27 protein-coding genes are annotated in these 25,883 nt (G+C 54.8%); 18 read left to right on the forward strand and 9 right to left on the reverse strand.

Annotation, left to right across the window (positions count from 1 at the left end):
* The first annotated feature begins 7 nt into the window (after positions 1-7).
* The 5 genes from nadD to rng are packed head-to-tail and all read left to right on the forward strand — an operon-like array spanning position 8 to position 3,584.
* Entirely contained in the window at positions 8-667 is a 660-nt protein-coding gene (gene nadD, locus VLV32_07845) for a nicotinate-nucleotide adenylyltransferase (GenBank protein ID HUL41801.1), read from the forward strand.
* Positions 664-1,023: a ribosome silencing factor gene (gene rsfS / locus VLV32_07850; GenBank protein ID HUL41802.1), complete on the forward strand. Its 360-nt coding sequence runs from the start codon at positions 664-666 to the stop codon at positions 1,021-1,023. Before nadD ends, rsfS begins: the two co-directional genes overlap by 4 nt.
* A gap of 10 nt (positions 1,024-1,033) precedes the next feature.
* The gene (rlmH, locus tag VLV32_07855) at positions 1,034-1,516 is read left to right on the forward strand and encodes a 23S rRNA (pseudouridine(1915)-N(3))-methyltransferase RlmH (protein HUL41803.1); all 483 of its coding nucleotides are present in this window, start codon (positions 1,034-1,036) and stop codon (positions 1,514-1,516) included.
* Positions 1,513-2,133, forward strand: a complete 621-nt coding sequence (locus VLV32_07860; protein ID HUL41804.1) for a Maf family protein — start codon at positions 1,513-1,515, stop codon at positions 2,131-2,133. Before rlmH ends, VLV32_07860 begins: the two co-directional genes overlap by 4 nt.
* Positions 2,130-3,584 (forward strand): ribonuclease G, encoded by a 1,455-nt coding sequence (rng, locus tag VLV32_07865; GenBank protein ID HUL41805.1) that lies wholly within the window; start codon positions 2,130-2,132, stop codon positions 3,582-3,584. Before VLV32_07860 ends, rng begins: the two co-directional genes overlap by 4 nt.
* Positions 3,585-3,787: 203 nt before the next feature.
* On the opposite strand, the gene VLV32_07870 is transcribed toward rng, so the two are convergent.
* The 4 genes from VLV32_07870 to VLV32_07885 all read right to left on the reverse strand — a co-directional run bounded on the left by VLV32_07870 (position 3,788) and on the right by VLV32_07885 (position 6,569).
* Positions 3,788-4,360 carry a YggT family protein gene (locus VLV32_07870; GenBank protein ID HUL41806.1) on the reverse strand — a complete coding sequence of 191 codons (573 nt, stop codon included), beginning with the start codon at positions 4,358-4,360 and terminating at the stop codon, positions 3,788-3,790.
* A 2-nt stretch (positions 4,361-4,362) separates the two neighbouring features.
* Positions 4,363-5,187, reverse strand: a complete 825-nt coding sequence (gene proC / locus VLV32_07875) for a pyrroline-5-carboxylate reductase (protein ID HUL41807.1) — start codon at positions 5,185-5,187, stop codon at positions 4,363-4,365.
* Between the two features lie 45 nt (positions 5,188-5,232).
* Complete coding sequence (locus VLV32_07880; GenBank protein HUL41808.1) at positions 5,233-5,781, reverse strand: SRPBCC family protein; 549 nt, start codon at positions 5,779-5,781, stop codon at positions 5,233-5,235.
* Between the two features lie 83 nt (positions 5,782-5,864).
* On the reverse strand, positions 5,865-6,569 hold the full coding sequence (locus VLV32_07885; GenBank protein ID HUL41809.1) for a YggS family pyridoxal phosphate-dependent enzyme: 705 nt from the start codon (positions 6,567-6,569) through the stop codon (positions 5,865-5,867).
* A 79-nt stretch (positions 6,570-6,648) separates the two neighbouring features.
* On the opposite strand from VLV32_07885, the gene VLV32_07890 reads away from it, so the two are divergent.
* Positions 6,649-7,692 carry a type IV pilus twitching motility protein PilT gene (locus VLV32_07890; GenBank protein ID HUL41810.1) on the forward strand — a complete coding sequence of 348 codons (1,044 nt, stop codon included), beginning with the start codon at positions 6,649-6,651 and terminating at the stop codon, positions 7,690-7,692.
* Between the two features lie 30 nt (positions 7,693-7,722).
* Entirely contained in the window at positions 7,723-8,859 is a 1,137-nt protein-coding gene (locus VLV32_07895; GenBank protein HUL41811.1) for a PilT/PilU family type 4a pilus ATPase, read from the forward strand.
* A gap of 137 nt (positions 8,860-8,996) precedes the next feature.
* Here the strand turns inward: VLV32_07895 and VLV32_07900 are convergent, their stop codons facing one another.
* Positions 8,997-10,148 (reverse strand): THUMP domain-containing protein, encoded by a 1,152-nt coding sequence (locus tag VLV32_07900; protein HUL41812.1) that lies wholly within the window; start codon positions 10,146-10,148, stop codon positions 8,997-8,999.
* 49 nt (positions 10,149-10,197) lie between these two features.
* Between VLV32_07900 and VLV32_07905 the strand changes: the two genes are divergently transcribed.
* A complete protein-coding gene (locus VLV32_07905) occupies positions 10,198-11,847 on the forward strand; it encodes an AMP-dependent synthetase/ligase (protein HUL41813.1) in 1,650 nt (549 codons plus the stop codon).
* Here VLV32_07905 and hemJ read toward each other — a convergent pair.
* From hemJ to VLV32_07925, 4 genes are all read right to left on the reverse strand, one after another.
* Positions 11,844-12,254 (reverse strand): protoporphyrinogen oxidase HemJ, encoded by a 411-nt coding sequence (gene hemJ / locus VLV32_07910; GenBank protein HUL41814.1) that lies wholly within the window; start codon positions 12,252-12,254, stop codon positions 11,844-11,846. The genes VLV32_07905 and hemJ overlap by 4 nt on opposite strands.
* Positions 12,255-12,368: 114 nt before the next feature.
* Positions 12,369-12,980 carry an alpha/beta hydrolase gene (locus VLV32_07915; GenBank protein ID HUL41815.1) on the reverse strand — a complete coding sequence of 204 codons (612 nt, stop codon included), beginning with the start codon at positions 12,978-12,980 and terminating at the stop codon, positions 12,369-12,371.
* 15 nt (positions 12,981-12,995) lie between these two features.
* Positions 12,996-13,304, reverse strand: a complete 309-nt coding sequence (locus VLV32_07920) for an NAD(P)H-dependent oxidoreductase subunit E (protein HUL41816.1) — start codon at positions 13,302-13,304, stop codon at positions 12,996-12,998.
* Positions 13,305-13,338: 34 nt separating this feature from the next.
* Positions 13,339-14,433, reverse strand: coding sequence for a VanZ family protein (locus VLV32_07925; protein ID HUL41817.1), 1,095 nt, complete (start codon positions 14,431-14,433; stop codon positions 13,339-13,341).
* A gap of 165 nt (positions 14,434-14,598) precedes the next feature.
* Between VLV32_07925 and VLV32_07930 the strand changes: the two genes are divergently transcribed.
* The 10 genes from VLV32_07930 to msrA all read left to right on the forward strand — a co-directional run bounded on the left by VLV32_07930 (position 14,599) and on the right by msrA (position 25,485).
* Complete coding sequence (locus VLV32_07930; protein HUL41818.1) at positions 14,599-15,264, forward strand: DUF1134 domain-containing protein; 666 nt, start codon at positions 14,599-14,601, stop codon at positions 15,262-15,264.
* Between the two features lie 92 nt (positions 15,265-15,356).
* A complete protein-coding gene (mpl, locus tag VLV32_07935) occupies positions 15,357-16,727 on the forward strand; it encodes a UDP-N-acetylmuramate:L-alanyl-gamma-D-glutamyl-meso-diaminopimelate ligase (GenBank protein ID HUL41819.1) in 1,371 nt (456 codons plus the stop codon).
* Positions 16,699-17,304, forward strand: coding sequence for a YqiA/YcfP family alpha/beta fold hydrolase (locus tag VLV32_07940; GenBank protein ID HUL41820.1), 606 nt, complete (start codon positions 16,699-16,701; stop codon positions 17,302-17,304). Before mpl ends, VLV32_07940 begins: the two co-directional genes overlap by 29 nt.
* Positions 17,305-17,352: 48 nt before the next feature.
* Positions 17,353-19,203: a ribonuclease catalytic domain-containing protein gene (locus VLV32_07945; protein HUL41821.1), complete on the forward strand. Its 1,851-nt coding sequence runs from the start codon at positions 17,353-17,355 to the stop codon at positions 19,201-19,203.
* A gap of 328 nt (positions 19,204-19,531) precedes the next feature.
* On the forward strand, positions 19,532-20,443 hold the full coding sequence (locus VLV32_07950) for an energy transducer TonB (protein HUL41822.1): 912 nt from the start codon (positions 19,532-19,534) through the stop codon (positions 20,441-20,443).
* A gap of 48 nt (positions 20,444-20,491) precedes the next feature.
* Positions 20,492-21,313 (forward strand): shikimate dehydrogenase, encoded by an 822-nt coding sequence (gene aroE / locus VLV32_07955; protein HUL41823.1) that lies wholly within the window; start codon positions 20,492-20,494, stop codon positions 21,311-21,313.
* Between the two features lie 98 nt (positions 21,314-21,411).
* Positions 21,412-22,101 (forward strand): monofunctional biosynthetic peptidoglycan transglycosylase, encoded by a 690-nt coding sequence (mtgA, locus tag VLV32_07960; GenBank protein HUL41824.1) that lies wholly within the window; start codon positions 21,412-21,414, stop codon positions 22,099-22,101.
* 153 nt (positions 22,102-22,254) lie between these two features.
* On the forward strand, positions 22,255-23,640 hold the full coding sequence (gene mgtE / locus VLV32_07965; GenBank protein ID HUL41825.1) for a magnesium transporter: 1,386 nt from the start codon (positions 22,255-22,257) through the stop codon (positions 23,638-23,640).
* A 396-nt stretch (positions 23,641-24,036) separates the two neighbouring features.
* Positions 24,037-24,642: a peptide-methionine (R)-S-oxide reductase MsrB gene (gene msrB / locus VLV32_07970; GenBank protein HUL41826.1), complete on the forward strand. Its 606-nt coding sequence runs from the start codon at positions 24,037-24,039 to the stop codon at positions 24,640-24,642.
* 183 nt (positions 24,643-24,825) lie between these two features.
* A complete protein-coding gene (msrA, locus tag VLV32_07975; GenBank protein ID HUL41827.1) occupies positions 24,826-25,485 on the forward strand; it encodes a peptide-methionine (S)-S-oxide reductase MsrA in 660 nt (219 codons plus the stop codon).
* Positions 25,486-25,883: the final 398 nt, after the last annotated feature.

Consider the following 25,883-nt stretch of genomic DNA (forward strand, 5'->3'; position numbering starts at 1 on the left):
GTTTCTAGTGGCCAATGCGTTAAAACCCATCGGCGTCTTGGGCGGCGTATTTGATCCGGTACATTACGGTCACCTTGCGCTTGCCCGGGAGGCCGCAAAGCGCCTTGATCTCGCTGAGGTTCGTTTCGTGCCGGCAAATGTGCCTCCGCACCGCAGCCAGCCGCATGCTTCGGCAGAGCAGCGCGTGCAAATGCTAAAGCTCGCCATTTCCGGCAGTCCATGTTTTGTTCTGGACTCGCGTGAGATGGCGCGCCAAGGCGCCAGTTACACCGTGGACACCCTGAATACGATGCGTACTGAGCTGGGTGGCAAAAGGCCGCTGTGCTTGCTCATGGGTGCGGACGCCTTTGCGGGCCTTGCCTCGTGGCATCGCTGGACCCGTTTATTTAAATTGGCGCACATCGCCGTTGTTCAACGCCCCGGCTATGATCTAAAAAATCTGCGGCCACGGCTCAGCGAAGAATTGGCGAAACGGAGGGCAAAATCTCCGCACGCGGCGTTCGACATGCCCAGCGGCGCCATCATTATGTTGCGAGTCAAGCCGGTTGCTATTTCTGCCTCGATGATACGGGAAAGGCTGCGTAGCGGAAAAAGCGCACGCAATTTGCTTCCCCCAGCAGTTCTCGATTATATTCAGGAACAGGGTTTATATCATGGAGTGGGATGAGACTCGATAAAATAGTCAAAGCCACAATAGCGGCGCTGGAAGATATCAAGGCGCGGGATATCGTGGTGCTCGACGTGCGTCCCATGACCAGCTTATTTAATTGGATGGTTGTCGCCAGCGCAGACTCAACGCGGCAGGCTAAAGCGCTTTCCAACAACGTGCGCGAAAAGCTGAAATCTTTCGGTGCAAAAATACACGGAGTGGAAGGACAGGAAAACGGCGAATGGGTGCTGGTGGATCTGGGCGAAGTGGTGGTACATATCATGCAGCCCGCTGTGCGCGAGTATTATAACCTGGAACAATTGTGGGGTTATTCCCTGCCAGTGCGCCGCAGACGTAAGGCTTCCCGCAATTAGCGGATGGCGGATGAAGCTGTGGGTTATAGCAGTAGGCAGGAAAATGCCGGCGTGGGTTGACACGGGTTTTTCCGATTACGCGAAGCGAATGCCGCCCGGGAGCAAGATACACTTAATCGAAATCAAAGCGGAAAAACGCACCGCAGGGAAATCGTCGAGCCAGATCCTGGACGCCGAGCGCAGGCGCATAGTTGCTTCTCTGCCGCGCAACTGCCGACAAGTAGTCCTGGACGAACGCGGGCGGGTCCTGAGCACCGAGCAGCTTGCGCAAAACCTTGCAGCCTGGATGCAAACCGGAGGTGATGTGGCATTTGTCATTGGCGGTGCCGATGGTCTGCACCAAGAAATCAAGAACAATGCAGACATCCGGTTGTCGCTTTCGGCGCTGACACTGCCGCACGCTCTGTCGCGCGTGGTGCTGGCCGAACAACTCTACCGTGCAATGTCCTTGATGAACAACCATCCGTATCATCGACCTAGCGGGAACTCATGACATTCGATGTAAAGCGTATTTACCTCGCTTCGCGCAGCCCGCGGCGGCGCGAACTGCTGAAACAGATTGGCGTGAATTTCGAAGTCGTGCAGTTCCGGGAGTATCTGCCGCGTGGCGCCGATGTGGATGAGGCATCGCTCGCGGGTGAGCTCGCGGAGGACTATGTAAAGCGTATTGCGTGCGCCAAAGCGGAAGCCGGTTGGTTGTGTTTGGTTCACCGCAGACTGCGTCGTTTTCCGGTGCTGGCTGCCGACACTACCGCGGCGCTGGAAGGAAAGATTATCGGCAAGCCGGGCAAGCGCGAAAATGTCATAACCATGCTTGGCGAGCTTTCAGGTAGGGAGCATCGTGTGCTCACTTCGGTGGCAATAAAATTCGAGGATAAAGTGCAGTTCAGCGTGTCCACCACGCTGGTGCGGTTTAAGGAGCTTACAGACGAAGAGATCGCTCATTATGCGGCGGCCGGCGAAGCGCTGGATAAGGCCGGCGGATACGCGATCCAAGGCTTGGCCGCCGCGTTCGTCGCTGGAATTGACGGCAGCTTTTCAGGCGTGATGGGCTTGCCATTGTTCGAAACCGCGCAATTGCTGCGTGATTTCGGATACCGTGTACTGTGAGCGAAGATATTCTCATCAACGTCACCCCACAAGAAACACGTGTCGCCGTAGTGCAGCAAGGCGCGGTGCAGGAACTCCATATCGAGCGCGCGAGCGGCCGGGGACTGGTCGGCAACATTTATATCGGCGAAGTGTGCCGAGTGCTGCCCGGAATGCAGTCGGCATTCGTGGAAATCGGCTTGGAGCGCGCGGCATTCCTGCATATTGCGGATATCTGGGTAAAGAGACAAAATGGGGATCACAACACGCCTATCGAAAAACTGTTGCGCGAAGGCCAGAATCTCCTGGTACAGGTCGTCAAGGATCCGATCGGGACCAAGGGAGCGCGCCTCTCTACGCAAATCAGCATAGCAGGACGCATGCTGGTTTATCTTCCGCAGGAATCGTACATCGGCATTTCGCAAAAAATAGAGAACGAAGAGGAGCGGGAGCTTTTGCGGCAGAAAATGCAGCAATTGCTCCCGCAAGAAAGCAGCGGCGGATTTATCATCCGCACGATGGCGGAAACCGCTAGCGAGCGCGAGCTGCATGCCGACATCGATTATCTGCGCAAGCTATGGAGCGATATCCAGAAAAAATCAGAAACTGCTCCAGCGCGTACTTTGCTTTACCAGGACCTAACCTTAAGCCTCCGCGTGCTGCGCGATTTTGTCAGCGATGAAACAGGACACATCGTGGTGGACTCGCGTGAAACATTCCAAAAAATGTCCGCGTTTGCCGAGAAGTATGCGAGCAATGCGCAACAGCGACTGCAGCATTATACCGGCGAGCGGCCGCTTTTTGATCTGCATGGCGTGGAAGATGAAATCGAAAAAGCGTTGGCGCGGCGAGTGGATTTGAAGTCCGGAGGTTACCTCATAATAGACCAGACCGAAGCGCTGACCACCGTCGACGTCAACACCGGTGGATTCGTCGGGGGGCGCAATTTTGACGACACCATTTTCAAGACCAACCTGGAAGCGGCGCATATCATCGCCCGGCAATTGAGGCTGCGCAATCTCGGAGGCATTATTATTGTCGACTTCATCGACATGGAAAGCGAGGAGCACCGTAACGCCGTCCTTGCTGAGTTCAAAAAGGCGCTTTCGCGCGACCGCATGCGCATGACCGTGAACGGCTTTACCACGTTGGGGCTGGTTGAAATGACGCGCAAACGCACGCGCGAAAGCCTTGCCCACGTATTATGCGAACCCTGCCCCACTTGTGAAGGGCGCGGTGAAGTGAAGACGGCACGTACGGTTTGCTACGAGATACTGCGCGAGCTGCTGCGCGAGGCACGCCAGTTCAATACTCGCGAGTACCGCATTCTTGCCTCGCAGGACGTAATTGATTTATTTCTTGACGAGGAATCGCAGAGCCTTGCGATGTTGGGTGATTTCATAGGCCGGCCGATCAGCCTGCAGGCAGAAACCCTGTACTCGCAGGAGCAGTACGACATCGTGCTAATGTAATTTGCCGGTGGCAGACCGGCGGCTGGTTACTTTATTTTGCTTGTCCAAAATAAAGTAACCCAACAAAAGGACGCCCTGCCTCGCCGCCGCTACCCGGTACTCCTCAGTTAAATCGGGCGCTGCGCAACACGCGCTACGCGCTTAAACAGTGCTCGCTCAAAAGCCCCGATTTGGCCTCGTTACTTGGCGGCTCGGAAGGAAATTTAAAACATGCCTGCGACGATATGATAGCCGTGGTCTATGATAATCAGCGCAAGTTGGGCCAAGACCAAAACAAAGAGGGGTGACAAATCCACATTTCCGATCGGGGGAATCAGGCGCTGGAAGGGGCGCAGAAACGGCTTAGTGAGGCCGTTAAAAAGAGGTGCAAGCGGGGCATAAGGATTGATCCAGCTTATCAGTACCTGAACGATGACGCAGGCAATCAGCAAGTAGACGCTGTATTTCAGGACTTCCAGTGCGGCGAGGATCAAAAATGCGGCGGCAGCCACCATGGGGGCTCCCTCGAATACAAAGCCTCTGAGCCAGTAAATCAGCAGCAGCAACAGGGCTTGCACGGCCCACGCAGAAAGGAAAGTTGCCAAATCCAAACCAAACAAACCGGGCAACACACGGCGCGCGGGGCGGACCAGCCAGTCGGTGAGGGCCACCACGAATTCGCCAAAAGGGTTGCGAAACGAGGATTTCAGCAGCTGCATGTAAAAGCGCAGAAGCAGCGCCAACGTAAACAGGCCAATCGCGGTTTCGAGGAGAAATTGCAAACCCTGGGTCAACATGCTTAATCCGCCTCGCCAAGTTCGTCTCCGAGTTCGCGCGAGCGCTCGGCTGCCGCGAGAATTGCGCGCACGATCGCCTCTTTCACCTTGTCGGCTTCCATGCTCGCCAGCGCGCGCTCGGTAGTGCCGCCTTTAGACGTTACGCGCTCGCGCAGCACCGCGAGCGCGTCAGAGCTTGTCGCGGCGAGTTTCGCAGCCCCAAGGAATGTTTGGAGCGCGAGTTTGTGCGCAGTCTCGAGCGGCAGCCCAAGCTGCTTCGCAGCTTCTTCGATGGCCTCGATGAAGTAGAATACGTATGCCGGGCCGCTGCCCGAAATGGCTGTCACTGCATCCATCTGAACCTGGTCCCTGATCCAAACCGTAGGACCGACTGCACTGAGGATCGCCTCCGCTTTCTTCCTTTCGTTTTCGGTTACCTCAGGCAGAGCGTACAGACCCGTGATACCTTCACCGATCAGCGCAGGAGTGTTCGGCATTGCCCGAATCAGATGTCGATGGCCACCCAACCACCGCGAAAGGCTGGTGAGCGTGATACCCGCAGCAACGCTGACAACCAAGTTGGCGTTGGCGGCCAAGCCCGATTTGCGCGCCGCCTCCCGCATTTGCTGAGGTTTTACGGCGAACACGATTATGTCCCCATCGCGCTCTGCCCATGCTTTGCGGGCCTGTGCGAAACACTTGATGCCGTACTTTTGTTTGAGTTTTGTGCACGCCTCGCCGCTGATTTCTACGGCGCGCAACTCCTCGTTCCGACAAAATCCCTTGTCCAGCAGGCCACCAATGAGCGCAGTTGCCATGTTGCCGCCGCCGATAAAGGTGACGTTCATGGCCGTGCTTCAAAGCTATGCGGTTGGGGATGGGATAATTCCGGGTTAGTCGCCTTCAACGAGTTTTTTCAGATTTTCCAGTCCTGCTTTGTACACTGAAGTGATCGTGTTGGTCGCCGTGGCATCATCCTCCCCTGCGGGCGGATTAGCCAGTGGCGATTTACGCTTGAACTTGCCGTACCACTCCACCACGGAACCTCCGCTCTTCGCAGGTTTTACCCTGATGGTGGAAACGTAGTGGGTTACCGGAAGCACGCCTTCTAGGATGGTGTACTTTATACTCATGCCTTTATTGTTATAGCGCACAAGTTTTTCCTTAATAGTTCCCCCGTCTTGCAGGGTAAGCAAGCGCACTGCGTTTTTTTGATTGTCAGTTCCGCTCAAAATCTCGCTTTTCGCGACTGCGGGATGCCAGGTATTAAGCCCGTTGAAATCTTTAATTCTGCCCCATACCGTTTCGGGCGCGGCGCTAATTTCAATGGTTTGTGTGACGGTCAGCCAAGGTAATTTCACCGGTTTTGGAGTTTTTGCCTGCAAGCTGGCAAGGGGCAACGTCAGAAAAAGAACCAATAGCGGCGTGATGATTTTTTTCATTTGTGAGGCTCCATTTTAAGTAGGTTTACGAGCAGAACCAGCGTGGCCCGAGTATAGGGTTTGCGACAGGTACTGCGCAAGCCTTATTGCCAGCTATCTTTTGTCGATTTGCGATCGCCAAAAATAGCTGTTCCCACGCGCAACATGGTTGCTCCTTCCCAAATCGCCGCTTCCAGATCGTGCGACATACCCATGGACAGCGTATCCAGAGAAATGCCTTCGACCGCCAGCGCAGCTTTTAGCTCGCGCAACTGCCTAAATTGGCGGCGTTGCAGGTCAAAGTCAGCGGTGAGTTGAGGAATGGCCATTAAGCCCCGCAATCGCAGGCGCGGTAATGTTTGCACAAATTTGGCAAGCGGCAAGAGGTCACCGGGCGAAACTCCACTTTTGCTGCCTTCGCCGCTGATGTTTACCTGAATGCATACTTGCAGCGGCGCTTGCCCATTGGAACGGGCAAGCGACAGGCGCTCGGCAATTTTGCTTCGCTCTATGGTGTGAACCCATGAGAAATGTTCTGCGACCAGCCGTGTTTTGTTGCTTTGAATCGGCCCAATAAAATGCCAATCGAGAGACAGATGTTTGAGCGCATGAATCTTTTCGAGTCCTTCCTGAGCGCGATTTTCTCCGAACGAGGTCTGCCCGGCGCGGTATGCTTCCTCGATTTTGCACGGCGCAAAGCCCTTGCTAACGGCCACCAGCTGGATCTCGTGTGGCGTTCGCCCGGCGGCTTTGGCGCATGCCTGGATGCGCTCCTTCACGGCTTGCAAAGCCAAAGCGATTGTGGTCATAATGATTCATAAATAAAGGGGAATGAACGGCACCAGCTGCCCGTGGTTGTCCCCTGCCTTCTACTCTCAAAGGATTATAATGGATATAGCCGAATTGCTGGCATTCGTCGTCAAGAATAAGGCATCCGACTTGCACCTGTCGGCGGGGTTGCCGCCGATGATCCGCGTGCTTGGTGATATCCGCCGCATCAATCTGCCGCCGATGGAGCACAAGGAAGTGCACGACATGATGTACGACATCATGAACGACAGCCAGCGCAAGTTCTACGAAGAAAATCTCGAGTGCGATTTTTCCTTTGCGATTCCCAACCTGGCGCGCTTCAGGGTAAATGCTTTTGTGCAAAACCGCGGCGCCGGCGCGGCCATGCGGACGATTCCGACCCGGGTGATGACGCTCGAAGAGCTGAACATGCCTAAAATTTTTAAGGAAATTGTCGACCAGCCGCGCGGCCTGATCTTGGTAACCGGGCCCACGGGGTGCGGCAAGTCCACCACGCTCGCTGCGATGGTTAATTATCTAAACGAATCCCACTATGGCCACATTCTGACAGTGGAAGACCCGATCGAGTTTGTGCACGAGAGCAAAAAATGTCTGATCAACCAGCGCGAAGTCGGGCCACATACGTTGAGTTTTGCCAATGCGCTGCGTTCGGCCCTGCGCGAGGACCCAGATATCATTTTGGTTGGCGAGATGCGCGATTTGGAAACGATTCGGCTGACGCTGACCGCAGCTGAAACCGGGCACCTGGCGTTAGGCACGCTGCACACCAGTTCGGCTGCAAAGACGATCGACCGCATAATTGACGTGTTCCCCGCGGAAGAAAAAGAAATGGTTCGCTCCATGTTGTCGGAATCGCTGCGTGCGGTGATTTCGCAGACTCTGCTCAAGACCTCCGACGGCAGCGGGCGCGTAGCAGCGCACGAAATCATGATCGCTACCCCTGCAATTCGCAATCTGATACGCGAAAACAAGGTGGCGCAAATGTATTCCGCGATTCAAACCGGGCAAAACGTAGGCATGCAGACGCTTGATCAGAACCTGGTGGACATGGTCCGGCGCGGCGTCGTGAATGTAGGCGAAGCACGCAGCAAGGCGATGAACAAGGAACAGTTCTATGGGTAGCAGTCGGTGCAATTTGCAAAGGAGCGGATGATGGAGCGAGAGCAAGCGATAAAATTTATGCACGATTTGCTGCGCCTCATGCTTACTAAAAAGGCGTCGGACCTGTTCCTTACGGTCGGTTTTCCACCGGCGATTAAGGTGGACGGGAAAGTTAAGCCGGTCTCTAACCAGACCCTGACGCCGCAGCATACCCAGGAGTTCGCGCGTGCGTTGATGAATGACAGGCAGGCGCAGGAATTCGAAGCGACCAAGGAATGCAATTTCGCGATCAACCCGCCTGGAATTGCGCGCTTTCGCGTAAATGCTTTTATCCAGCAGGCCCGAGTTGGCCTGGTGCTGCGCACCATCACTACTAAAATTCCAAACTTTGAGGAACTCAACCTGCCGTCGGTGCTGAAAGATATTTCCATGAGCAAGCGCGGGATCGTGATTTTTGTCGGCGGCACCGGCTGCGGCAAATCCACATCGCTTGCGGCGATGGTCGGCTACCGCAATGAAAACACGTATGGCCACATCATTACCATCGAGGACCCGGTCGAATACGTGCACGATCACAAAAACTGTATCATCACTCAGCGCGAAGTCGGAGTAGACACGGACAATTGGTTCTCAGCGCTGAAAAACACTCTGCGCCAGGCGCCGGACGTGATTCTGATCGGCGAAATCCGCGACCGCGAGACGATGGAATACGCGATCGCCTTCGCGGAAACCGGCCACTTGACCCTGTCTACCCTGCACGCCAATAGCGCCAACCAAGCGCTGGACCGAATCATCAACTTTTTCCCCGAAGAACGCAGGCAGCAATTGCTCATGGATTTGTCGTTGAATCTGCGCGCCTTTGTTTCCCAGCGCCTGATCCCGAAAGCGGAAGGCAAGGGACGCATTGCCGCTGTCGAAATCATGTTGAACTCGCCATTGATCTCCGACCTCATTTTCAAAGGTGAAGTGCAGGAGATCAAGGAAATCATGTCGCGATCCCGCGAGCTGGGCATGCAGACTTTCGACCAGTCCCTGTACGATCTGTACGAAGCGGGGCAAATCAGCTACGAGGACGCGCTAAGGAACGCTGATTCGGTGAATGACTTGCGGTTGCGAATCAAGCTGCACAGTTCAGAGGCCAAAGACAAGGACGTTATGTCGGGCATCGACCACCTCAACATCGTTTAGCGAAACATCGTTTATGGCTTCTAAACTTTGTTGCTCGCTTGTCCCGAATGCTCATGTATTGGCATAACACTCCGCTTCGGGCCGAGCTCGCGCCTCGTCTATAAGCCGAACACTGGTTTCGCGCTGCGTTCCTTGATTCAGTCCCGTGTTTTCCTGCGCATGCTGCCAGCTACGATTTTGTACTCGAATAAGCGGCATTCTAACGCGCCGTTATAAAGCGGTGTCCGCCTGGAGGCGTTAAGCCCGATCAATTTCGGTAATCGCATATCGCTGCTGAGAATGTAGCAATTCCAGCCCGCAAATTTTTTTTTGAGAGCATTTCCGAGCTGAGGATAAAACTCCACAAGCATTTTGCTTTCACCCATGCGTTCGCCGTACGGTGGGTTGGTGACCATGACGCCGTGAGGTGCCGGCGCGGAAATTTCAAGTATGTTGGCCTGCTTCAACTGTACCGTGCTTTCAAGTTCGGACGCGGCGAGATTGGCTCGGGTCGTTTCCAGTGCCTTGCCGTAAAGGTCGCTTCCGTAAATTGGCAGTGAAACTTTCGGTTTCTGACGCTGGATGCTTTGATCGAAAATCATCTTCCAGCTGCGCGCGTCGAAATTCATGAATTTCTCAAAGGCGAAATGCCGTTGCATACCGGGCGCGATATCAAGCGCTATCAACGCAGCTTCCACCAGGAAAGTGCCGCTGCCGCACATCGGGTCAAGCAGCCGTGTTGCGGGCGACCAGCCGCTCAAACGCAATACGCCCGCCGCCAGATTTTCGCGCACCGGCGCCTTACTTGTTTGCTTGCGCAGTCCGCGCTTGAAAAGCGGCTCACCGCTTGTATCGAGATACAGAATGAGGGTATGCGCATCAAGAAAAGCATGGACACGTATGTCGGGCGCAGTTGTATTCACGCTGGGCCGCTTGCCGGTATGGGCGCGAAATCTGTCACATATCGCGTCCTTGATTCTGAGGGTAACGAAGTCCAGACTTTTGAGCGTGCAACGCATTGCATCGACCTTGACACGGAAGGTGAGTGCCGGATCGAACCAAGCCTCCCACGGCACAGAGGACGCAATTTGATAAATATCGTGTTCGGTCTGATAGCGGTCTTGTGCTACGTGGCAAAGTACACGGCTGGCAATGCGGCTTTGCAGATTGACCCTGTAACAGAGCGCCAAATCACCGCTGAACTGGACGCCGCCGCTCGCTGCCTGTGTTTCCGCGGCATTAAGCTCGCGTAGTTCTTCCGCCAGCACCGTTTCTAGGCCGCGCGGACACGGAGCGAAAAATTTTTTCATGGGTGTAAACTAGAGTTGGAAATAAGATACTACAGGTAAAGCCTGGTCCTTGAATAATCTCGCTTATTTGCTCAAGCAGAAGCTCGATGCGCCGCAAAAACCGCTCTACCGAGAGTTTGTTGATGGCGCGTGGCGCTTTTTCACCGCGCAAGACATCGCGGCCATGGCGATGCGCTGGCAACAGGCGTTCCGCAGCCAAGGCTTGGAAAAAGGCGACCGCGTCGCACTGTGCCTAAAAAACGGCACAACCTGGGTCGCAATAGACATGGCTAGCCTTGGAATGGGGCTCGTAGTGGTGCCGCTTTATGTCAACGACAATGCCGCAAATATCTCGTGGTGCGTGGCCGATTGTGAGGCGAGATTATTGGTCTTGCAGAACACGCGCATTCTGGAGACCTTGCGCCGCGCGAACAATCAATTACCACCTGTCGTTTGCATCGAAGCTGATTCCAGAATAGATAAGGCGGACAACGCCCTACCCAAGGCGGGTGATGAATTCATAGTTGAGGAAGTCGAGCCCGACAGCCTGGCAACCGTAGTTTATACGTCTGGTACAACGGGTCCTACAAAGGGCGTGAAATTATCGCACGACAACATACTTTCCAATGTCCGCGCTGTGAAGCGGGCGGTTGAACTTTATGCAACCGACCGCGTGCTCTCGGTCTTACCGCTGTCTCACATGTTTGAGCGCACGTGCGGCTATTACCTGACTTTGTCGGAGGGGGTGCAAGTTATTTATACGCGCGGCATCCAGCAATTGAATGAAGATATGTCGACGCAGCAGCCATCGATCCTGATTGCAGTACCGCGCGTGCTGGAACGGTTCAAGGCGCGCATCGAGGACAAGTTGGCCGGTTTCTTTTCAAAGCGACTGCTGTTTGCGCTGACCGTCAAACTCGGCTGGCGCGTCTATCAGCGGCAAGCCACGTTGCCGGAGCGCATGCTATACGGGCTGTTGAAAAAACGGGTCGCGGCTCCTATCTTGGCCAGGCTCGGAGGGAAATTACGCATGGTAGTGGTGGGCGGCGCGGCGCTGGATGAGCGCGTGGGGCGCACGTTCATCGGCTTGGGATTGCGCATTACGCAAGGCTATGGGCTCACCGAAACCTCGCCCGTGATTGCCGGCAATCGCGAAGGAGACAGGGACCTCGCCTCGGTCGGCGCACCGCTGGAGAATCTTCAAATTCGCGTTAATGAAGCAGGCGAACTCTTGGTGCGTGGCCCCTCGGTGATGCTGGGCTACTGGCGCAAGCCGGAAGCCACGCAGCAGATATTGGACGAGGAGGGTTGGTTAAACACGGGCGACCAGGTGGAGATCCGCAACGGGAAAGTTTACATCAAAGGGCGTACCAAGGACGTTCTTGTGCTTTCCAATGGGGAAAAAGTGCCGCCGCAGGAAGTGGAAACCGCCATCCTGAGCGACGGTGTTTTCGAGCAGGTGATGTTGGTGGGCGAAGGTCGCGCTTATTTAACCCTGCTCGCGGTGACGCAAGAAACGGACCGGGACATACTTATCAGACGCGCCAACGAGAAACTCAAAAACTTCCCGCGCTATATCCGAGTGCGCCGCGTGATTCCGTTTAAAGAACCGTGGACCATTGAAAGCGGCCTCATTACACCCACCCTGAAAGTAAAACGCAAGAAGGTATTCGAGAAATTCAGTGCGGAAATCGAGAACGTCTACAGTGGAGCCGGTTAAAACGGTTTTACGACCACCAGAATCACAACGGCAATGAGGATAACGGTAGGAAATTCGTTTATCCACCGGTAAAAGCTCGAACTGTGCGTCTTGGGGTCATTCTTGATGTCGATCAGCAGCTTCCCGCAGTACATGTGAAAAAGAATGAGCAGAATCACCAAGCCTAACTTGACATCCAGCCACATGCCGGATTTAACAGAGCCCAGCAGCAAGACGCCAAAGAGCAATGTCAGCACAGCCCCGGGCGTCATGATGTATAAGTAGAGCTTGCGTTCCATGACCTGGAACCGCTCTTGACCGACTTTGTCATCCGCTTCCGAGTGGTAAACAAACAGCCGCGGCAAGTAAAATAATCCTGAGAACCAGGTAACCATTGAGATCACGTGAAACGCCTTAATCCAAAGCATGACAAATGTTCCTGCATCGCAAAGGATTTGCTAATTCAACGGCCGAGCGCGCTCGAAGAGTCGTGCGATCATTCGGTTCGGTTGTAACATGGAGTTGGCGCGCGTTGGGCATGCCTAAGATCGGAACGCGTTAAGCACGATTTGTTTGAGTTCAGGAAGATGCCCGTGAAAAAAATGGCTGGCGCCGGGCAGCACGATTACCTGCAATTTTTGCGGTTGCGCCCACGCGAGCACGGCCGCCAGCGGAACCACTTCGTCCTGGTCGCCGTGAATGACCAGGGCGCTGGCCGGGACATGGCCGACGTCGAAGCGCGTCACTGCGGGCGCGACCATTAGCAGCTTTTCAGCGGGCAACTGTTTTATTACACGAGACTGCACGTAAGCGCCGAAGGAAAATCCCGCGAGCACAAGCGGTAAGTTGCCTATGTGTTCTAGTGCATGTTGCGCTACAGCCAGCATATCCTGCGTTTCACCTTCCCCCTCGTCGAAACTGCCATGGCTTTCTCCCGCGCCTCGCAGATTGGGCCGCAGCGCCACGTAGCCGAGTTCAACAAAAGCCTTGGCGAGCGTATGCACGACTTTATTATCGAGCGTGCCGCCAAACAGCGGGTGGGGATGAGCAATCAGCGCAATACCGCGGTGCTGCTCTCCGGGATCGTTGACCACGGTTTCCAGCTTGCCCGCCGGACCATGAATGAATACCTTTTGTGGAGTGGAGGGATGCAAGCAGCCGAAAGCGCTTCAAATCTTAAGGCGCGGGACAACGCGTCCGTGCAGCAGATGCTCTTCGATAATTTCGTCTACATCGTGTTTGTCCACATAGGTGTACCACACGTTATCCGGGTACACCACCAACACTGGCCCCTCATCGCAACGGTCCATGCAACCCGCCGAGTTGATGCGGATCTTGCCTTTGCCGGTGAGATTAAGCGCCTTTATTTTTTCCTTAGCATAGCCGCGCATCTCGCGTGAATTGTGATTGTTACAGCACGTTTCGCCCGGTTCACGCTGATTGCAGCAGAAAAACACATGCTTACGATAATAACTCACGGCCCCCGGCCTTACGCAGAAGCAGTTGAATTCATTATACTCGATGCCGCATCCGGGCACGCAGCTTGTGGACAAACAGGCAGATATAGGCGAGAGCGGCGAACGGCCATAGCTCGGCCACGACACGCGCCAAGCCGGTGAAATTAAGCAAATGCCCATAATGCCAGCTGAACAGGCCCAGCGCCGCCCGCGCATCATTGCCCGGCAGGTGTGATATGAAAATGCCAAACGCGAGCACGAAAGCGCACAGCAGGATTACTTGGCGCAGCGACAGGAGTAGCGAGGCTGCGACGACAAACAGACCATAGCCAATTCCAACAACCGACTCGGGGGCCAGCCATTGCAGCATTGCCTGCGGTTTGAGGAGCGCCGCAGCAGCCAAGAACTTAGTGACGGAAGCTGTTAGCAGCAGCACTACCATTGCAATGAATGCGGCTTTTGCGGTACGCATCAGCAGCATTAAGAGCAAACCGACGGCGAGAGTATTGCACATTGCAGATAACATGCCCAGCAGACTAAAAGTGCGCGTATATAGGCCGTCGTTTGCCGTGAAAAAAACTGTACCCAGAAGCGGCAACGAGGGATTTAATTGGCTCACATACCACAGGCCCAGCAACACCAGTCCCATATCGCCAAGGCTCCCGGCAACGAACCATTGGTCGCGAAAACTTGCCAGATGGTCGGTAATTAGATCGCGCACGTCCCGGCGTGACGCAATGATTGCGCCCATCATGCCGCCCATTCCGTTGGTCAGCACATCCAGCCCGGAGCTGGTGCGGGAAGGCAAATATGTCTGCACTGCCTCCATTGCCACGCTTAACGCAATTCCGGAAAGTGCGGATACCGTCAGTGCCTGTTTAACGCTGAATCGGGAGTGCAGCGCCACCACCAGCAGAAAACCCAGCGGCAGATAGGCCAGGAAATTGATAACAATATCGGAGCCGCGGATATGCCGAGGCCAGGACGCAAACAGAAAAGACCGGATTTCAGTACCCGGATCGCGCCATCCTGCAAATGGCGTTAAGCTGGCATAGACGATAAGGAGCACATAAGCCAGAACGAGATAACCGGCAAGCCTTGAACCCCGCGGATACGTAACCGATTTGTCAGTTGCAGGCAGAGAAACCATGAATTTCGCGTCGAGATCGCACTCTAACACCTTTGAGGCATCATTTTATGTCGTCATTTGACAACAGCGGCAATAACATCTGCAAACGATTTTGCTACATCCGTGCAGCCGCAGGACAAAAATGTGCAGTATAATTCAAGCGAGGAGTTTTATTCGGAGCTTACCATGCCTATCGACCGAATTTTCCCTTACATAATTATGGCTGCGCTAAGCCTTTTGTTCGCGGCGCATGCCGGCGCGTCCGAGGTGCAGCAATCGGGCAGTTGTTTCATCACGGGAGATTGCGCGAAAGCGCCGCAGGAGAAGCCAGCCAGCATAGCAACCAGCACCAAAAATCAAAAAGACAAAGACACATACTCCCAAGACACCGTAGTCAAGGATGCCACTGCTTTCTTCGGCGAAGGCGCTGAAAGCATTGCCAAGGTCATCGAGAAAGCTTTCAAGGACCATGGCCGGCCCACCGGTTACATTAAGGGCGAGGAAGCAAGCGGCGCATTCATCGTGGGCTTGCGTTATGGTGACGGCACGCTGACGTTAAAGAATAAGGGTGACTACAAAGTCAACTGGCAAGGACCGTCGGTCGGTTTTGACGTGGGTGCGGACGCATCGAAGGTGTTCGTGCTGGTTTACAACCTGCAAAATGTGGATGAACTTTACCAGCGGTTTCCCGCGGTCGACGGAAGTCTTTACTTCATCGGAGGCACAAGCCTCAATTACCATCAAAGCGGAAATGTTATCCTGGCACCGATCAGGCTCGGAGTGGGACTTCGCTTCGGAATAAACGTCGGCTATATCGATTACACGAAAACCAAGAGCTGGAACCCGCTTTAGACGCGGGGCGGCTCGGAAGACGTTCTTTCCTATTCGAATGCACCGTTAAGTACCGGGTCTCTTTTTGACCTCGCACGTCTCTTGTTTTAATAATGCATATCCATATCCTCGGCGTCTGCGGCAGTTTCATGGGCGGAATCGCATTGCTCGCCAAGCAGTCGGGGTATAAAGTCACGGGCTGCGATGCCAACGTCTACCCACCGATGAGCAACCAGCTGGAAAAGCAAGACATCGCCATCACTAACGCTTTCTCCGCTGATCAAGTGAAGCTCAATCCAGACGTCTTCGTTATCGGAAACGTAATAACCCGCGGCAATCCGCTGATGGAGGAAATCCTCAACCGCGGGCTGCCTTATGTTTCCGGGCCGCAATGGCTGGCCGAGAATATCCTCAGAGACAAATGGGTTATGGCAGTCGCCGGGACGCACGGCAAGACCACAACCGCTTCAATGCTTGCATGGATTCTGGAGCAAGCAGGCTTTACTCCGGGTTTTCTCATCGGCGGCGTGCCTGAAAACTTTGGAATTTCTGCGCGATTGTCCGAGACAAAATTCTTCGTCATCGAAGCGGACGAGTACGATACGGCATTTTTTGACAAACGCTCCAAATTTGTTCACTACCGTTCGCGCACCACCGTTCTCAACAACCTGGAATTTGATCATGCGGACATTTTTCCGGACCTCGCTGCAATAGAAACCCAGTTTCACCACTTGGTCCGCACGCTGCCATCTAACGGGCAGATCATCGCCAATGGCCGCGACGCAAACATCCGGCGCGTACTGCAACGCGGCTGTTGGACGCCGGTGGAATTTTTCGGCACTGACCAGCAATGGCAGGCAGAGAGCGTCGGCTCAAGCGTTGTTATCACCGACAAAGGCAAGACAATAGGCGCGCTGAAATGGAGCCTGCTCGGCGAACACAACCGGTTGAATGCGCTCGCCGCGCTGCTTGCCGCGCGGCATGCCGGTGTGCACGTTAATGAAGGAATTGCGGCGCTGCAAAAATTTCTAAGCGTCAAGCGGCGCATGGAAGTCAAAGGTGTAATAAACGGCATCACGGTGTACGATGATTTTGCCCATCATCCGACTGCGATCCGCACCACGCTGGAGGGGCTGCGCGACAAAGTAGACGGGGCCCGAATAATCGCGGTGCTCGAGCCGCGATCCAACACTATGAAAATGGGCGTGATGAAAGACGTCCTCGCGGAAAGCCTCGCGCTCGCCGACCAAGTATTTTGTTACACGGCAAATCTCAGTTGGGATGCAAAAGCCGCGTTGCAACCCCTGGGCGGCCGCGCGCATACCTATAGCGACCTGGAGCAGCTGCTTCGTGTCGTCGTCAGCAGCACGATTCCGGGGGATCATGTGCTGATCATGAGCAACGGGGATTTTGGGAATATCCATAGCAAATTGCTCGAGGCGCTGAGTCGGTTGCGTGAAGTTCCTGTACGTCCACGGGTTTAACAGCTCATCGGCGTCAATCAAGGCGCGCTTGATTCGGGAGGAATTGCTGCGCTTGGACCGTGGGCATGAATTTCGTGCACCGGACCTGCCCCACCTGCCGAGCCGCGCAATGCAAACACTGGAGCAGGAAATCACGAGGCAACGCACCCGAAATATTGCCTTAGTCGGCAGCTCGCTCGGTGGTCATTATGCGACTTGGTTGGCAGAGAAATATGATCTTGTCGCGGTACTGGTAAATCCTGCGGTAAACCCGCATGTTGCGCTCACGCCGTGCCTGGGCAGGCAGACGAATATTTATACTGGTGAACGGTACCGGTTTACGCTGCGACACCTCAGCGAGCTCGAGCAATATAACGTGACCGCGATTTCTCATCCCGAACGCTACCTGCTATTGGTGCAGACCGGGGACAAAGTACTGGATTACCGCCATGCACTCGAAAAGTACCGCGGTGCGCAGCAGGTTGTGATCGAAGGCGGGGAGCACGGCTTCCGGAATTTTTTTGATTACGTTCCGTTGATTCTGGGCTTTGCCGCAGGCAAATTAGTTCAGCCGGCAACCGCAAGTCCTAGAGTATAATTCCTGAAACCCTAAATTGCCGTTCACAGCGCCGGCCCGCGTGATCCCATGAACGTTTTTTACGAAGAAGACGGCACGTTCAAGGTCGGAACCATCCTTGCCGACAACGACAACACCCTGCAGGTTGAAGCCGCATTCGGCAAGCGGGGCAAAATCAAGTCCAGTTGGTTATTGTTCAGATTTGAAGATCCTGAAAAGATACAGTTCATGGAACGGGCACAGCAAGTGGCGACAAGTATTGACCCGGATTTCCTGTGGTCTTGCTGTGGCGAAGGCGAATTTTGCTACGAGGCGTTGGCGCGCGAATATTTCGGACACCAGCCAAGTCCGGTCGAAGCCGCGGGCCTGCTCATCCGACTCCATGGTTCACCAATGTATTTTTATAAGAAAGGCCGGGGCCGCTATAAGGCAGCGCCCCCCGAAGCCCTCAAGGCGGCGTTGGCAAGCATTGAAAAAAAACGTGTTCAGGCAGCACAGCAGGCGAATTACGTCGAACAGTTGATCCAGTTCAATTTGCCCCGCGAATTTGCTGCGCAGCTTACGAGGCTGCTTTACAAACCTGATCGTTCCGGAATTGAATTCAAAGCGCTCGAAGTCGCGGCGGCGGCGACCCATTTGACGGTTGCCCACCTTCTGGAGAAATGCGGCGCGATCCCATCAACGCATGATTACCATGTGGAGCGTTTTTTGTTTGAGCACTTCCCCGAAGGTATTGAGTTTGGCGATTTCGGTGAAATGACCGAGCCACAGGGACTGCCACTAGCCGAAGCCGAGGCGTTCAGCATTGACGATGTAACCACGTCCGAGATTGATGACGCATTTTCGGTTTCGCAAGTTGCCGATAAGCATTGGCGAATAGGTGTACATATCGCGGCGCCCGCATTGGGCTTCGCAACTGACTCAAGACTCGATTCGATCGCTGCGCGGCGCCTGTCGACCGTGTATATGCCGGGCCGCAAAATTACTATGCTGCCGGAATCGGTGATAGGAAAATTCACGCTGACCGAACGTACCAATCGTCCAGCGGTATCAATGTATTTGGAGGTTTGTGGCAGCGACCTGACAATCGTCGCCTCGTCAACCAGGATTGAGCGAGTGCCCATTGGCGCGAATCTGCAACGCGGCGCGCTGGAGAAGATTTTCAACGAAAGCACGCTGTCAACGGGTAAGCTGGATTTTCCTTTGGGCAGCGAGCTGAAACTGCTGTGGCAATTTGCGGAAACTCTGGAAAAGTCGCGGGCGAGGGCTGAGGCCGTAGGCATGCCTCAGCTTGACTACAATTTTTATATTGAGAACGGACACGTCACCATTACTGAACGACGACGCGGCACGCCGGTAGATAAAATAGTTTCGGAGCTGATGATTTATGTGAACACCGCCTGGGGAAAGCTGCTCGCGGACAATCAAATTGCGGCTATTTTCCGCGCCCAGGGAAATGGCAAAGTGAAAATGAGCACGGCTCCCGGGGAGCATCAAGGACTGGGTGTCGGCCAATACATTTGGGCGAGCTCGCCCCTGCGACGCTATGTGGACCTCGTCAATCAACGCCAACTGCTCGCATGGATTAATGGCGATATTCCTCCCTATGCAAGAAACAGCGGGCGGCTGCTTATTGCGATGCGCGATTTTGAGTTGGCATACGAAGCTTACGCCCTGTTTCAGCGCACCATGGAGCGTTACTGGTGCCTGCGCTGGCTGCAACAAGAGTCAGCGAGCCTCCTGCCAGCCACAGTGGTTAGGGATAATCTGGTGAAAATAGAAAAATTGCCGCTGTACGCCCGCATCACTTCTATGCCTGAACTGCCCGCCGCCAGCCGAGTAGAGGTCGAGATCTCGCAACTGGATTTTCTTGAACTCAGCTTTGCATGCCGCCATAAACGCAGTCTGGATACGCAGTGACAGCACGCATTTTGTTGATTAAAATGCCACATTTGCTTTTAGCAAGGTTACGCATTGTCCCATACAATAAAAAATGAGGTGTGTTTCCAGCAACAGGCCGGTGAACGCAGTTCGCGCGATGCTTATGGTTCGAGCTATGGCAGCGAAAAACGTAGCGCCGCGCTTTTGCGCAGTCCGGATGGAAGACGCTTTGCGGGCGTCGTATTTCGTCGCTGGACATCGGCTTGGCATTGAACAAACTGCGCGGCTTGTTTGGCGTGCGCCGCCCTCGACCGGGCTGCCACGCCTGCGCAGGAATCAGTCAGAGGTTCGCTAGGTGCAGTTCGAGATGACAGCGCTAAAACGCGCATCCGTGTCGCTGGGGCAAAAGATCGCGATGATGGATGTATCCACGCGCTTGCAACTGGCTCTGCTCGTTTCTTTCACCTTGCATTCGATATTTCTGCTAGGCGTCAACTTCAAATTTCCCGACTCGACCAAGCGCGTTCGTGATGGATTGCCCTTGGAAGTTGTACTGGTCAACAGCAGGACCGTTTCCAAGCCGCTGCATCCTGACGTGTTGGCGCAATACAATTTAGATGGCGGTGGCAATACCGAATCTGAACGCCGCGCCAAGAGTCCGTTGCCGGTGCGCAAGAAAAATGAGCATCCGTCAGATCAGCTGGTACGCGCGCAACGCCGGGTGGCGAAGCTGGAAGAAAAGGCGCGCAAACTGGCCGCTCAGGTGTCGGAGAAAAAAATCGAGCAACAGGAAAGCCCGCCGCAAACCGAAAAACCAAAAGTCAAAACACCTGACGCCATGGACCTGGTGCAAAGCGGATTGGAAGAGGCGCGGCTCGAAGCACAAATCGCCAGGGAGCAAGAAGAATACCAGCACCGGCCGCGGCGCATGTTTATCGGCGCGCGCGCCAAGGAATATGCATTTACCCGCTATGTGGATGACTGGCGGATCAAAGTAGAACGCATTGGCAACCTGAATTACCCGGACGCGGCGCGGCGCCAGAAGATCTATGGCAGCCTCGTGCTTACCGTGTCAATCAGAGCTGACGGCTCTGTGGAATACGTGGAAATCAACCGCTCATCAGGGGAAAAAATCCTGGACGCTGCGGCGATCCGCATCGTGCAATTGTCCAGCCCGTTTGCGCCGTTTTCCGAGGAAATGCGCAAGAAGGTCGATATCCTGAGTATTACTCGAACCTGGACTTTCACGCGCAGCGACCAGCTCAGCGGCGAGGAGTAAACACGGTGTCCAAACCTGCGCACCGCGAAGTCCTAATCAGCGACGTACATGACTGACCGCTACGCAGTGATCGGTAATCCAGTAGCGCACAGCAAGTCTCCGCTGATTCACACCAAATTCGCGCAACAAACCGGCGAGGATGTTTCGTATACCGCCATCCTTGCCACTCGCCAAAGCTTTGCCGTTGCGGTATCGGATTTCATCGCGCAGGGCGGCAAAGGAATGAATGTCACCGTGCCGTTCAAGGAGCAGGCATGGAAGTCCTTGACGACCGATCTTCGTCCGCGCGCGGCGGCGGCGAGGGCAGTGAACACGCTGACGTTCGAAAACGGCAAAATCATCGGCGATAACACAGACGGTGCGGGCCTGTTGCGCGACATCGAGATCAATCTCAAATTTCCTGTAGCCGGGAGGCGGGTGCTATTGATGGGTGCAGGCGGCGCAGCCCGCGGTATTCTGCCGGAACTGCTTCGCAGGCGTCCGGCATCACTCCATATTGCTAATCGCGATATCAACAGGGCGCGCGACTTGAAAGACGGGTTTCATGCGTCGGAAAATCTGGAAGTAGCCGAGTACCCGGACTTAAGCGGCGTTCAGTTCGAATTAATAATCAACGCAACCTCGAGCAGCCTGAACGATGAGTTACCGCCCTTGCCAAAAGGGATATTCGCCGCCGGGGCGCTGGCCTACGACCTCATGTACGGCAAGGGACTCACGCCATTTTTGCGGTTTGGCCAGACGCAGGGCGCCGTTAAACTGGCTGACGGCCTGGGAATGCTGGTTGAGCAGGCCGCCGAATCGTTTTTAATTTGGCGCGGTGTGCGTCCCGATACCCATCCAGTCATCGCCATGCTTAAAGGTGAGGAGTAAAGATTGAGGTGTGAGGAAGTTACAGGTTTAACGCCGCCGTCGCGCTCCAGTTTGTTTTACCCTTTACATTTTACCGGGCGCATCTTGCGACGTTGAAGATATTGTGGCGCTGGCTGTGGCGTGCCGCCGCCTTTCTGGTCGCAGCGGTATTCGTCTATCAATTGTGGTTTTTCTTGCATATCTGTTACTGGGTGCACCATAACCCCGATGACACCGCATTCATGGAAACACGGCTGGAAGTGCTTCAATCGAAGAATCCACGCGCCGCATTGAAGCACGAATGGGTGCCGTACAATAAAATTTCGGTGTACCTGAAGCGCGCACTGATCGCTGCCGAAGACGCGAGGTTCCTGGAGCACGAGGGATTCGACTGGGAAGGAATAGAACAAGCTTACGAAAAAAATCTTCGAAGAGGAAAAATTGTCGCCGGCGGTTCAACCATCAGCCAGCAGCTGGCTAAAAATTTGTTTTTGTCCAGTAGCCGCACGCCGTGGCGGAAGGTTGAGGAAGCGCTGATCACCTTGATGCTTGAATCCGTGATGGACAAGCGGCGCATTTTGGAGATTTATCTCAATACCATCGAGTGGGGAAACGGCGTCTTCGGCGCTGAAGCCGCCGCCCGGCACTATTACGGTGTTTCCGCTTCTGCGCTTTCAAGGGAACAGGCGGCGCGGCTTGCCGCGATGGTGCCCAACCCCCGTTTTTACGACCGCAACCGCAATACCCATTGGCTAAACCGTAAGACCGAAATCATCCTTGACAGAATGAATGCGGTCGAAGCGCCCTGAATTCTAGATCTTCATAAAGAAATTTACCGGCACGGTTAGGATCGGCCGGCAAATACCCTATAATCCGACCAACGGCGCGTTCAAAATCCCGGTTCGCAATGGATGCGCGATGTCTAAATTCGGCGCGGATTGCGCCGGTAATGGAAACTGACCATGGCGGAAATGGAAGAAACCCAGCAAGAGAGAGCGCCGGAAACTCTGCAAAATATAATCCGCCTGCTGCGCAAACAAGAAGCGCGTCCCAATGAGCAGAATCTAGCTCAATTGCAAAAAAGCCTGGACGCGCTGCACCCGGCCGACGTCGCTTACGTTCTCGAAGCACTGCCACTCAAACAGCGGATGATCGTTTGGAACCTGGTGAAAGCTGAGCGGGACGGGGAGATCCTGCTGGAGGTTTCCGATGCGGTCCGCGAAACACTGATCGCGAACATGGAGGCCGAGGAGCTGGTTGCCGCCGCCGAGACCCTGGACACCGACGAAATTGCCGATCTCGCTCCCGATTTACCGCGCGACGTGGTGCAAGATATCTTGGATTCCATGGATGTGCAGAATCGCGCGCGCCTGCAGACGGCGATGGCCTACCCGGAAAATACCGTGGGTGCACTCATGGAGTTTGAAGTGGTAACCATTCGCGACGATATCAAGCTTGAAGTGGTGCTGCGTTATTTGCGCCGTTTTGATGAGCTGCCCGGGCATATGGATGCGCTCTTCGTGGTGGACCCGGACGATACCCTCAAAGGCGTATTGCCGCTGAAGCGTCTGCTGGTGAGCGACCCGGACATTAACGTCGCAGGGCTGATGCTGAAGGAATTCGTGAGTTTCAATCCGCAGGATGCCGCCAACGAAGCCGCGCTGGCGTTTGAGCGCTACGGGCTGGTTTCCGCCCCGGTGGTCAACGACCAAAATAAGCTGGTTGGACGTCTAACCGTCGAGTCAGTCGTGGAATACATCCGCGAGAAAGCGGATACGCAGATACTTAGCAATGCAGGTTTGCGCGAGGAAGAAGACCTGTTCGCGCCGGTGCGCGAAAGTACCAAGAACCGCACCTTGTGGCTGGGGATCAATCTTATTACCGCCTTCGCCGCCTCCTGGGTAACTCATTTGTTTGAAGCGTCGATTGAAAAGATCGTGGCCCTGGCGGTATTGATGACCGTGATTCCAAGCATGGGAGGCAACGCCGGAACCCAAACCATGGCGTTGGTTACCCGCGGCTTGGCGCTGGATCAGGTCAGCCGGGACAATATCCCGCATTTGTTCAACAAGGAAGTGGCGGTTGCCTATATTCAAGGATTGATTTGGGCCATGGTGGTGGGTGTGCTGGCGGCGTTGTGGTATCGCGACCTGAAGCTCAGCCTGGTTTTCGGCGCCGCGATGATAATCGAATTATTCGCCGCGGCCTTGAGCGGCGTCGCGATTCCGCTTATATTGCGGCGTTTCAGGATTGATCCGGCGGTCGGCACCACAGTGATCCTCACTACCGTAACCGATGTGGTCGGTCTGTTCAGCTTTCTGGGTCTGGCGACACTGTTCCTGGTCTGAACCGATCCGTTTCGCGTCCTCTGCCGCAAGTGCTCCGGGACGTTCAGCAATTCAGCGGGCCGCGGTCTCCACTGTACCGCCGCAGCGGCATGCCCTGCTAGGTTGATGTGGAGAACTCTCCCGAACTCGGGCCAGTGCTCACGGTCAAAATGTTGAGATTGCAATAGGCGGGAATGTAAGGAATCAGGCTGCTGCGCGACGTATGCTTGTAACCCGAATTCGCGAGCTCGCGATGCTAATCGAGACATCGGTCGATGTTTTGCTTTCGGAAGTAATAACCAGGCGGTATATCCCAAGCGTCGCGATTTCATGAAGCCCGGGGTAGCGGCCGCGGCGCGTGGGCGATTTCCGGACTGTTCCTGCACTTATTTTTGGTTGACCGTTTAGAGGGTCACAATGATCGAGTTGGTTCGCAGGGTTAACGGCACGCCGTCCCTTAAGGGCCGGCGGGCTTTCTTAGTTAAAGTTGCATGGTTACTGGGTGGATTTGCCTGGTGGTCGATGCCTAAGACTGAGGCAGCCACCGCGGCGACGGCGGAATCTGCACCGCAAAGTGTCTTGATCGTTCAGTTCTCGGATCTCGGCACACGCGAGTCCGCGGTCAGAGTTTCGAAGATCGTTAAGAGCGCCGCCGCTTGGCGCATGCGGCTGTCAAGTTTGGCATTTACCGTAACCCGCAATGCTGGGACAGAAATACCCTACACGGGTGCGTACTGGAATTTGCATGAAAAAGGGCTGTATCGATGCATCTGCTGCGGCACCGCATTATTTAGTTCTGAAACGAAATTTGATTCCAGAACGGGCTGGCCAAGTTTTTGGCAGCCGATTGCACAGGAAAATATCGAAGAGTTCCAGGATCGGAGCCTCGGCATGATCCGAACCGCGGTTTCCTGTAAACGCTGCGATGCTCACTTGGGCCATGTCTTCGATGATGGCCCCAAGCCTACGGGCCTTCGGTATTGCATAAATTCAGTCGCGCTGCGGTTCGTTAAGTCAGCATGAGATCGTCGTCCGATTCTTTATTGGAATTTGGGGATGGTGGCGTCAAATTGGACGCGAATCGCAGCGATGGTTTTTAACCGTCATCGCCAGTTACCGGCCGCTGTTTGGGACAGCGGGATATAACTCTGAAAGGGCAGGATGATGAATAGCTTATTCGTTCGCCGAGTTTCAACTCTTACGATTTTGATTGCTGTCCTGGGGTTCTCCGCCTGCGGGATTGCGGGCAAGGACGCTCTGGCGGTCCAGCTGCCGAATCCTGTGGTCGACGCCCCATTGGCGAATGCCAGTGGCCAGCAGACCGCCGTACTCGCCGGCGGATGCTTTTGGGGCATTCAGTTGGTGTACCAGCACGTAAAAGGCGTCACCGCCGTGACTTCGGGGTACTCGGGAGGTACGGCCAAGAACCCGGATTACGAATTGGTCAGCACGGGGACAACCGGACACGCTGAGTCCGTGAAGATTAATTATGATCCATCGCAAATAACCTACGGCGAGCTGTTAAAAATTTACTTTTCGGTCGCCCATGACCCGACGCAACTTGACCGTCAGGGACCGGACGTGGGAACCCAGTACCGGTCGGCGATTTTTTACACTGACAGTGACCAGCAACGCATCGCACTAGCCTACATAGACCAATTACAAAAGGCGAAAATCTATTCGCAGCCCATTGTGACGAAAGTTGATCCTTTTACAGCGTTCTACCCTGCGGAAGACTATCATCAAAATTACGCGACACTCCACCCGCATAGCCCGTATATCATGATTAATGATCTTCCCAAGCTTTCAAACTTGAAAACGACGTTCCCCGCCCTTTATCGACCCGAAAAGGCGCCAGCCGACTGACTATCGCCAGGCGGCGTTGTTGATTAAACGGCGCATCGGTCGATAACGACCGCAATTCGTCCCGAGATGCTTCGCGTAATCCGATTTGATAGGGCCTGTTCTGCAAGCATTGCGCCAGATTGAAAGGCGGCTGAATTCGCCGCTGCCGGCGACCTGGTGTACTTCCGGTGCTGGTGAACAACGGGATCCCGGGCCGCTCCATCGCGCCGTGATACGCGGGTTTCTATCGCGCTTGAGATTGTTTATTGTAGCGGCGCATGGGCGGCCCGCTTAACGCCGTTTTGAGGCAGCGTTACGGAACGTGTGTTTATGCCGTCCACATTATGGCGCAACCCGGCGGCAAGGATATTTCCGGACGGTTCGCTTTGCCGATCGGATTGCCAAGGGGAGTGACCATT

The organism is Burkholderiales bacterium, from assembly GCA_035518095.1.
Taxonomy (GTDB): domain Bacteria; phylum Pseudomonadota; class Gammaproteobacteria; order Burkholderiales; family JAHFRG01; genus JAHFRG01.